The organism is Streptomyces huiliensis, assembly GCF_020037025.1.
GTDB lineage: Bacteria > Actinomycetota > Actinomycetes > Streptomycetales > Streptomycetaceae > Streptomyces > Streptomyces huiliensis.
This window is the reverse complement of record NZ_JAIQLH010000236.1, coordinates 1-9,547: the sequence shown is the minus strand read 5'-3', so window position 1 is coordinate 9,547 and position 9,547 is coordinate 1. Positions and strand designations below refer to the sequence as shown.

Annotated in this window: 3 protein-coding genes; all 3 read right to left on the bottom strand. The window is 77.7% G+C overall.

Going from position 1 to position 9,547, the window contains the following annotated elements; genetic code table 11:
- Window positions 1-351, bottom strand: a 351-nt coding sequence (locus tag JNW98_RS29405) for a beta-ketoacyl synthase N-terminal-like domain-containing protein (RefSeq protein WP_223771340.1), incomplete at its 3' end; no start/stop codon positions are given.
- A gap of 37 nt (window positions 352-388) precedes the next feature.
- On the bottom strand, window positions 389-6,556 hold the full coding sequence (locus tag JNW98_RS29400; protein WP_308015679.1) for a type I polyketide synthase: 6,168 nt from the start codon (window positions 6,554-6,556) through the stop codon (window positions 389-391).
- A gap of 66 nt (window positions 6,557-6,622) precedes the next feature.
- Window positions 6,623-9,547, bottom strand: a 2,925-nt coding sequence (locus tag JNW98_RS29395; RefSeq protein WP_223771339.1) for a type I polyketide synthase, incomplete at its 5' end; no start/stop codon positions are given.

The window sequence follows — 9,547 nt, the reverse complement described above, 5'->3', positions numbered from 1 at the left end:
GCGCGGGCTGATGCCGAAGAAGGCGGGGTCGAAGCCGTCGGCGCCGTCGATGAAGCCGCCCTCGCGGACGTAGGTGGTGCCGGGGCGGCCCGGTTCGGGGTCGGGGTCGTAGAGGTCGTCGATGTTCCAGCCCCGGTCGGCGGGCGGCGCGCCGATGGCGTCGCCGCCCTTGACCACCAACTGCCACAGGTCCTCGGGCGAGTCGACTCCGCCGGGCAGCCGGCAGCTCATGCCGACGATGGCTATCGGCTCGTGGCCGCCGTCCTCCAGTTCCCTGACGCGGCGGCGGGACTCCTTGAGTTCGGCGGTCGCCCACCGGAGGTGTTCGCGCAGCTTCTCTTCGTTGCTCACTTCGAGCCAGCTCCTCGGGGGGTGTGCGGTTCGGTGGTCAGCCGCGGTCTGCGGTGCGCAGCTCTCGAAGCGCTTCGAAGAGCTCGTCGTCGGTGGCGGTGGCGAAGTCGTCGTGGGGGCGGGCGTCCTGCCCGGGGTCCGTGCCCGGGTCCGTCCCGGGGCGGCCGGAGCCGTGGTCGGGCCGGTCGGTGGTCCAGCGGGACAGCAGGTCCTTCAGGCGCCGGGCGACGCGTTCCCTCGTCCCGTCGTCGGCGGCGGCGTAGGGGGCCAAGGCGGCCTCCAGCCGGTCGAGTTCGTCGGCGACCGGGTCCGGGCCGGGGTCGTCGGCGGGTGCCGTGGCGGCGAACTCGGCGCAGAGGTGGTCGGCGAGGACGGCCGCCGTCGGGTAGTCGAAGATCAGGGTGGTGGCGAGGGGCAGTCCGGTGGCCTCGTGCAGCCGGTCGCGGAGTTCGAGGTCGGCGAGGGAGTCGAGGCCGAGGTCGACGAAGCCGCGGTCGGGCGCGATGTCGGCGGGGGTCGCCTCGCCGAGGACGGCGGCGGCGTGCGTCCGGACGAGCCCGAGGAGCGCGCGGCGGCGCTCGGGTTCGGGGAGGGTGGCGTAACGGTGGCCGGGCGGGGCGGGTGCGACTTCCTGTTCCGCTTCCCGTTCCACTTCCTGTTCCGCTTCCTGTTCCGCCCTCGGCTCGGCCGTCGGCTCGGTTGTCGGCTCGCTCGTCGGCTCCGCGGTGAGAAGCGCCTGGAGCAACGCCGGGGGCTTCCCCTGGGCCGCCGCGCGGGCCGGGTCGAGGTGGAGGGGCAGCAGGACGGGCTCGTCGTGGGCCCCGGCGGCGTCCAGCAGCGCGAGGGCGTCGTCGGTGGCCAGCGGCAGGACGCCCGTCCGGCCGAGCCGGGCCCGGCCGGTCGCGTCGAGCGCGTCCGTGAGCGTGCTGCTCCGGGCCCACAGCCCCCAGGCCAGGGCCTGCGCGGGCAGGCCCAGCGACCGGCGGTGGTGGGCGAGGGCGTCCAGGTAGGCGTTGGCCGCCGCGTAGCCGCCCTGCCCGGCGGAGCCGAACGTTCCGGCCGCCGACGAGAACATCACGAACGCCGCCAGGTCGTCCTCCCGGGTCAGCTCGTGCAGGTGCCAGGCGGCGTCGGCCTTCGGCCGCAGGACGACGTCGAGACGTTCGGACGTCTGCGCGTCCAGGACGCCGTCGTCGGTCACGCCGGCGACGTGGAACACGGCCGTCAGCGGGTGCGCCTCAGGTACGCCGGACAGCAGCGCGGCGAGCGCGGCGCGGTCGGAGACGTCACAGGCGGCGACGGTCGCCTCGGCCCCGAGCGCGGCCAGCTCGGCCGTCAACTCGGCGGCGCCGGGCGCGTCCTGCCCCCTCCGGGCGGCGAGCAGCAGCCTGCGCGCTCCCGACCGGGCCAGGTGCCGGGCCACCTCGCCGCCGAGGGCGCCGGTGCCGCCGGTGACGAGCACGGTGCCGTCCGGGTCGAGTGCGGGGGCGTCGGCGGACCGGGACGCCGCTTCCGCCGGCACCAGGCGCGGAACCAGCATCTCCCCGTCCCGTACCGCCACTTGCGCCTCGCCCGCGTCCAGGACGGCCCTGAGCACGCCCCGGTCCACAGGCGTGTCCGTGTCCAGCAGAACGATCCGCGCCGGATGCTCGGACTGAGCCGTCCGCAGCAGCCCGAGGGCCGCCGCGGCGGCCGGGTCGGCCACGCCCTCACCGGGACGGACGGCCAGGGCACCCCGCGTGACGACGACGAGCGTCGCCCCGGCGAAGCGGCGGTCCCCCACCCAGGAACGAGCGAGCTCCAGCGCGGCACCGGTGGCGGCCCGCAGGGCTTCCGGTGCGGGACCACCGGGGGCGGCGGACAAGACGTGAACCGCCGCCTGCGGTACGGGCGTTCCGCCGTCCACAGCCGCCCCGAGCGAGGCGAGATCCGGGTGGACGGAGACCTCTGGCAGGTGCGCGACCGTGGCGTTCTCGGGACCAGGGCTGCCGAGCAGGACGATGGACGGCCGGGCGACGGCAGCGTCCTGGCCGGGGGCGGGTGCCTCGGGCCCGCTCCGCCCGGAGGCGGCACCTGCACCGGCGGACCCGAGCGCGGCGGGCTCGCCCTGGCCGGCGGGCGCGGGGGGCGAGGCGGGTGTGACGGACGTGAGAGCCGGGGTGGCGGGCTCGTCCTGCCCGGGCGCACCAGACCCAGGAGCGGTGGGCGCGGGGACGGGCGTCCACCACAGGCGGTACAGGGCCGCCGGGGTGTTGCTCTCCGCGTCCCGCGCCTCCTGGTCGTCCGCCGCGGTGCGCCCGTCCCGGACGGTTCGCAGCACGACCGCGCCCGCCGAGGCGACCGGGGTGCCCGCCGGGTCGGCGAAGGTCAGGGTGACGGTGTCGGGGCCGGTCCTGGCGAGGTGGACGCGCAGGGTGCCGGCGCCCGGGGTGTGGACGGCCACGTCACGGAAGGCGAAGGGGAGCCGAGGCGCGCCGCCCTCGTCCTCCGCCAGTACGCCGAGGGTCTGGAGGGCGGCGTCGGCGAGGGCCGGGTGGAGGCGGTAGCGGGCGGCCTCCGCCTGCCGGTCCCGGTCGAGGGCGGCCTCGGCGAAGACCTCGTCGCCGTGGCGGCGGAGGGACCGCAGGCCGCGGAAGGCGGGTCCGTAGGCGTAACCGCGTGCGGCGGCCCGCTCGTAGAAGGCGGTGACGTCCGTCGTGGCAGCGTCTTCCGGAGGGCGGTTCATCAGGTCGTGCGCGGCCGGCGGCGCGGCTTCGGCCAGGGTGCCGCTCGCGTGCCGGGTCCAGTCGGTGCCGTCGGCGCACGCGTCGAGGGTGAGGTGGCGGCGCCCGGACGCGTCCGGGCCGGTGACGGCCAGCCGGAGGCGGACGCCGGAGTCGCCGACGACGAGGGGGGCGTGCAGGGTCAGTTCCTCGACCAGGCCGCAGCCGGCGCGGGCGGCGGCCCACAGCGCGAGTTCCAGGCAGGCCGTACCGGGCAGCAGCGTCCGGCCGAGGACGGTGTGGTCGGCGAGCCACGGGTGCGTCCGCGCCGACAGCCGGCCGGAGTACAGCACCCCGTCGCCGTCGGGCAGTTCGACGGCCGCGCCCAACAGCGGGTGGTCGACCGCCCCGAGCCCGGCGGAGGCGACGTCCCCGGCGGCCGGGGCGTCGTCCAGCCAGTAGCGGCGGCGCTGGAAGGCGTACGTCGGCAGGTCGACCCGGCGGAGGCCGGTGGCCGGCAGGGCGGCGGACCAGTCCACCTCCGCGGCGCGGACGTGCACCTCCGCGAGCGAGCCCAGCAGGCCCCGGGCGCCGCCGTCCGCGCGCAGCGCGGGTACGACGGACGAGTCAGGCCCGGCCGCCTCGGCGAGGGCGTCGGCGGCCGCCCCCATGACGACGAACGCCGTCCGGGTGCCGGCAGCCAACTCGCTTACCGTGGGGCCGAGTCCGTGCTCGGTCGGGTCGGCGGCGGGCCGCCAGGCGGTCTCTCCGGACGCCGTGCGGAACGGCACCTCCGCCGGGCGCGGCGTCACCGCGCCGGCGGCCTCACCGAGCACCAACCGGGCACCGTCCCGCAGCGAGAGCACCCCCGCCGCGCAGGCCGCCGCGATCTCGCCGGAGCCGTCACCGACCACCGCCGACGGGCGGACGCCGTGGTGCCGCCAGAGCGCGGCAAGCGAGACGGCGACGGCCCAGTGGGCGGCGCGGGCGTCCAGGCCGCCGGTCGTGCGGGGCACGCCGGTCCCGCCGGACGGCGTACTGCCACCGGTCGTGCCGGCGGTGCCGGGCCGTCCGGCCGCGCCGGAGGAACGCCGGGTCACGCCCGCTGTCACGGGTCCACCGGCTGGATGAGGCGCTTCCGCCCCACCGGTCACGCTGGACTCGCCGGCCGTGCCGGACGCGCTGAGCGTGTCGGCCGCGCTGAGCGTGTCGGCCGCGCTGAGCGTGTCGGCCGCCTCCCCTACACCAACCCCACCGGACTCACCGGCTCCCCCGGCCGCGGTCGCGTCCGTACCGCCGGCCCGCGGGGCCGTACCCGACGCCCTCGTCGGACCGATGTCCATCGCCGCGGCGGGAGCGTCGGCCACCCCGGGCACCCTCGTCGCACCGGGCACCACCGTCGGACCGGTCGCCGCCGTCGGACCGGTCGCTGTCGTCGCCGCCGGAGCGGCGGCCGCGCCCGGCTCGCACATCGCCTCAGGCGCGCCGGATGTACCGGGTGCCTCGGCCTGACCGATCGCACCGACCAGGCCCCGCAGCACGTCCGCGGCAGGCCGGCCCGTGCCGGCCGCGAGTGCCTCGGCGCACTCCGCCAAGCGGCGGGCGAACACCGGGGATTCGGCGATCAGTCGGCGTACCCCGGCTCCCGTCCCGGTGCCGTCCCCCGGGAAGAGGTACACGACCTTCGTCGTGCCGCGTACCGCGCCTTCGGCCGTGCCCGGAGCGGACGCTCCGGCGGCCAATGCCGCTACGGCCGCGCGGAGTTCCTCGCGGTCCGTGCCCACCGCCACCGCCCGGTGCTCGAAGACCGAGCGCCCGCGGGCGAGGGCCGCGCCGACCTCGGCGGGCGTCTCGTCGGGGTGGGCGTCGAGGTGGGCGAGGAGGCGGGCGGCCTGGTCGCGTAGGGCTTCCGGGGTCTTCGCGGACAGCGGCCAGGGCACCGCCGACGTGACGGACGGCTCCGCCCGGGCGGCGGTGGCGCCGTCGTCGGGGGCGGCGGCGTGGGCGCTGAGCCCGGCGGCCGTAGCCGCGTCCGACACGGGCCCGGCCTTGCCGGAAGGCGCGGCCGCACCGGCAGGCGCGCTCCCCTCGGCCCCGGCGGCCCCGGCCGCCCCCGCCTCCCCCGGCGCCTCCTCAAGCACCACGTGCGCGTTCGTCCCGCTGACCCCGAACGACGACACCCCCGCCCGCCGCGGCCGCCCCGCCGCAGGCCAGGGCGCCGGTTCGGTGAGCAGGGAGAGGGCGCCGGCCGACCAGTCCACGTGCGGGGACGGCTCGTCGACGTGGAGGGTGCGCGGGAGGGTGCCGTTCCGCAGCGCCATCACCATCTTGATGACGCCGGCGACACCCGCCGCCGCCTGCGCGTGGCCGATGTTGGACTTCACCGAGCCGACGCGCACGGGCCGGTCGGCCGGCCGGTCCTGGCCGTAGGTGGCCAGCAGGGCCTGGGCCTCGATGGGGTCGCCGAGCTTGGTGCCCGTGCCGTGCGCCTCCACCGCGTCCACGTCGGCCGCCGCCACCCGAGCGTTGGCGAGGGCGTCGCGGATGACGCGCTGCTGGGCGGGGCCGCTGGGGGCGGTGAGGCCGCTGCTGGCGCCGTCCTGGTTGACGGCGGAGCCCCGGATGACCGCGAGGACGGGGTGGCCGTGCCGACGGGCGTCCGAGAACCGTTCGAGGACGAGCATGCCGGCGCCCTCGCCGAGGGCGGTGCCGTCGGCGGCGGCGGCGAACGCCTTGCAGCGGGCGTCGGGGGCGAGCCCGCGCTGCCGGCTGAACTCGACGAGGGCCATCGGCGAGGCCATGACGGTGACGCCGCCCGCCAGCGCGGTGGCGCTCTCGCCGAGCCGCAGCGACTGGCAGGCGAGGTGCAGGGCGACCAGCGACGACGAGCAGGCGGTGTCGACGGTGACGGCCGGGCCCTCCAGTCCGAGGGTGTACGCGACGCGGCCGGAAGCGACGCTCGCCGCGCTGCCGTTGCCGATGTAGCCCTCGAACTCGGGCGGTACGCGCCGCAGTCGGGACGCGTAGTCCTGGTAGATCACGCCGGCGAAGACGCCGGTGCGGCTGCCGGCCAGCCCGGCCGGGTCGATGCCGGCGCGTTCCAGGGCCTCCCAGGAGGTCTCCAGCAGCAACCGCTGCTGCGGGTCCATGGCCAGCGCCTCGCGCCCGCTGATACCGAAGAAGCCGGCGTCGAACCGGTCGGCGCCGTCCAGGAAGCCGCCCTCGCGGACGTACACCCGGCCGTGCCGGGCGGGGTCCGGGTCGTGGAGCTCGGGGTCCCAGCCCCGGTCGGCGGGCAGCCCGCCGATCGCGTCCGTGCCGGTCGCGACCAGGTGCCAGAGGTCCTCGGGCGTGCGGACGCCGCCGGGGTAGCGGCAGGCCATGCCGACGACGGCGATCGGCTCGCGGGCACCGGCCTCGGCGTCGTGCAGCCGCTGCCGGGTCCTGCGCAGGTCGACGGTCAGGCGCTTGAGGTAGTCGAGAACCTTTTCGTCACTGGTCATGTCGCTTGTGGCCCTTCTCTGGCACGAACAGGTCCCGGGTGCCGGGCGGGTCGCCCCGCCCGGCGATCAGGACCTGCGCAGTTCGTCGTCGACGATGTCGAGCAGTTCGTCGAGGGTCGCCGCGGTCACCGCGTCGTCGTCCCCGGCGGCGGGTTCCGCGTCGTTCTTCAGCTCGGTCAGCAGGTCGCGCAGCCGGGCCGCGATCCCGGCGCGGCCGGGGTCGCCGGCCGGCAGGGCCCGGACGGCGGCCTCCAGGCCGTCGAGTTCCGCGAACCCGGGTACGGGCACGGGCTGTTCGTCCGTCACCAGCCGGGACCGCAGGTGCCGGGCGAGGGCGTCCGGGCTCGGGTGGTCGAAGGTGAGTGTGGCCGGCAGCCGCAGCCCGGTGGCGGCGGCGAGCCGGTTGCGGAGTTCGACGGCGCGCAGCGAGTCGAAGCCCGCTTCGAGGAAGCCCCGGCCGGTGTCGACCTCGTCCGGCGAGCCGTAGCCGAGGACGGTCGCCACGTGGGCGCGGACGAGGTCGAGCAGCACGCTCCCGCGCTCGGCGGGCGGCAGCGCCGCCAGCCGTGCTCCCAACTCGGCTGACTCATGCGCCGGTTGATTGGCCGCCGCCCGCCGCCCGGCCGGGGCCGCGAGGGACCGCAGCAGCGGCGGCGGGGTGCCGGTCCCGGTCCGGAGGGCGGCGAGGTCCAGCCGGGCCGGGACGACGAACGCCCGGTCCTGGCCGAGGGCCGCGTCGAAGAGGGCGAGTCCCTCGGCGGCGGTCAGCGGCAGGACGCCGGAGCGCCGCATCCTGGCGCGGTCGGCGTCGTCCATCGTCCCGGTCATGGCGCTGGTGTCGGCCCAGTGGCCCCACGCCATCGACAGGCCCGGCAGGCCGAGCGCCCGCCGGTGGGCGGCCAGGCCGTCCAGGAAGGCGTTGGCGGCACCGTAGTTGGCCTGCCCGCCGTTGCCGAGGATGCCGCCCGCGCCGGAGAAGAGGACGAACATGGACAGCCCGGCGTCCCGGGTCAGCTCGTGCAGGTGCCAGGCGGCGTCGGCCTTCGGCCGCAGGACCGCGCTCATCCGCTCCGGGGTCAGGGCGGTGACGACGCCGTCGTCGAGGACGCCGGCCGCGTGGACGACGCCGGTCAGCGGCGGTTCGGCCGCCGCGACGACCCGCGCCAGCGCGTCCCGGTCGGCGACGTCACAGGCCACGGCGGTCACCCGGGCGCCCAGCGCGGTGAGTTCGGCCACCAGCTCGGCGGCGCCCGGCGCGTCCGGGCCGCGCCGGCCGGCCAGCAGGAGGTTCCGTACGCCGTGGACGGTGACCAGGTGCCGGGCCAGCAGCCCGCCCAGCGTGCCGGTACCGCCGGTGACCAGCACGGTCCCGTCCCCGGGCGCCACGGCTTCCGGGCCGCCGCCCGCTCCCGCGCGGGCCAGCCGGGGCACGAGCACCCGGCCCGCCCGTACGGCCGTCCACGGCTCGTCGGCGAACGGCACCGACGGCAGGGCGCGGACGGACGCGGGGTCGCCGTCCAGGTCCACGGCCGCGAACCGGCCCGGGTGCTCCACCCGCGCGGACCGCAGCACGCCGTGCACGGCGGCGGCCGGCAGGTCGGTGACGTCCTCGCCGTCGCCGGCGCTCACGGCGCCGCGCGTCACCCACACCACGCGGGTGTTCTCCAGCGCGGGGGCGGCGAGGCAGTCCTGGAGGACGGCCAGGGCCCGGTGGACGGAGGCGTGGGCGGCGGCGGCCGGGTCGGCGCCTTCGCCCTCCCACGGCAGCAGCAGGACGTCCGGGGCGTCCGGAGCGCCGTCGGCCGGCAGGGCGTCCATGTCGGGGTGGACGGCGACGGGCGTACCGGCGTCCGCCAGCGCGGCCGCGAGGGCGTCGGCCGCCGGGGAGGAACCCAGCACGGCCCAGGTGCCGGAGGAGCCGCCCTCTCCCCCGCCCGGCTCGGTCCAGTCGAGGCGGAACAGCGCGTCCCGCACGCCCGTCGCCGCGTTCCGCAGTTGCTCGGGCCGGACGGGCCGGACGGCGAGCGACGCGACGGAGGCCACCGGCCGGCCGGTGGTGTCGGTCGCGGTCAGCTCCACCGTGTCCGGGCCGGTCCGGGCGAGCCGGACACGCAGCGCGGTCGCGCCGGCGGCGTGCAGGGTGACGCCCGTCCAGGCGAACGGCAGCCGTACCTGGTCCACGCCCTCAAGGAGGGTGGTGTGCAGGGCGGCATCGAGCAGCGCCGGGTGGACGCCGAACCGGTCGGCGTCCGCGTGCTGTTCGGGCGCCAGCCGGACCTCGGCGTGGAACGCGTCCTCGGTCCGCCACACCGCGCGCAGCCCCTGGAAGGCCGGGCCGTAGCCGAACCCGTCGTCCGCCAGGCGCTCGTAGAGCCCGTCGAGGTCGACGGGGACCGCCGCGGCGGGCGGCCAGGCGGCCGGGGCGGGGGCGGGCGGCTCCGCCGCGGCGGCGGTGCCGAGCGTGCCGGTGGCGTGGCACACCCAGCCGTCGTCGGTGAACTCCCTCGCGGAGGTGGCGGGTCGGGAGTGAATCCCGACGGGCCGCCGTCCGTCCGCGTCCGGCGCGCCGAGCCGCACCTGTACGTCGACCGCACCGGTCTCCGGCAGGACGAGCGGCGCCTGGAGCGTCAGTTCCTCCAGGGTCCCGCAGCCGGCCTGGCCGCCCGCGTGCGCCGCGAGCTCGACCAGCGCGGTCCCGGGCAGGAGGACCGTGCCCCAGACGGCGTGGTCGGCGAGCCAAGGGTGGCTCTCCGCCGACAACCGGCCGGTGAACAGCAGCCCTTCACCCCCGGCGAGGGCCACGCCCGCGCCCAGCAGCGGGTGTTCGGCGTCGGCCAGTCCGGCCTGCCCGACGTCCCCGGCGGGGCGCGGGGCGTCGACCCAGTAGCGCTCGCGCTGGAAGGCGTAGGTGGGGAGGTCGACGCGGTGACGACTGGCGGCGGGGAAGACCGCGGTCCAGTCGACGGCCAGGCCCTGGGTGTACGCCTCGGC

What these genes read in the sequence shown, in the direction of transcription:
- JNW98_RS29400 (WP_308015679.1), bottom strand. Translation starts at nt 6,556, where the DNA reads ATGACCAGTGACGAAAAGGTTCTCGACTACCTCAAGCGCCTGACCGTC.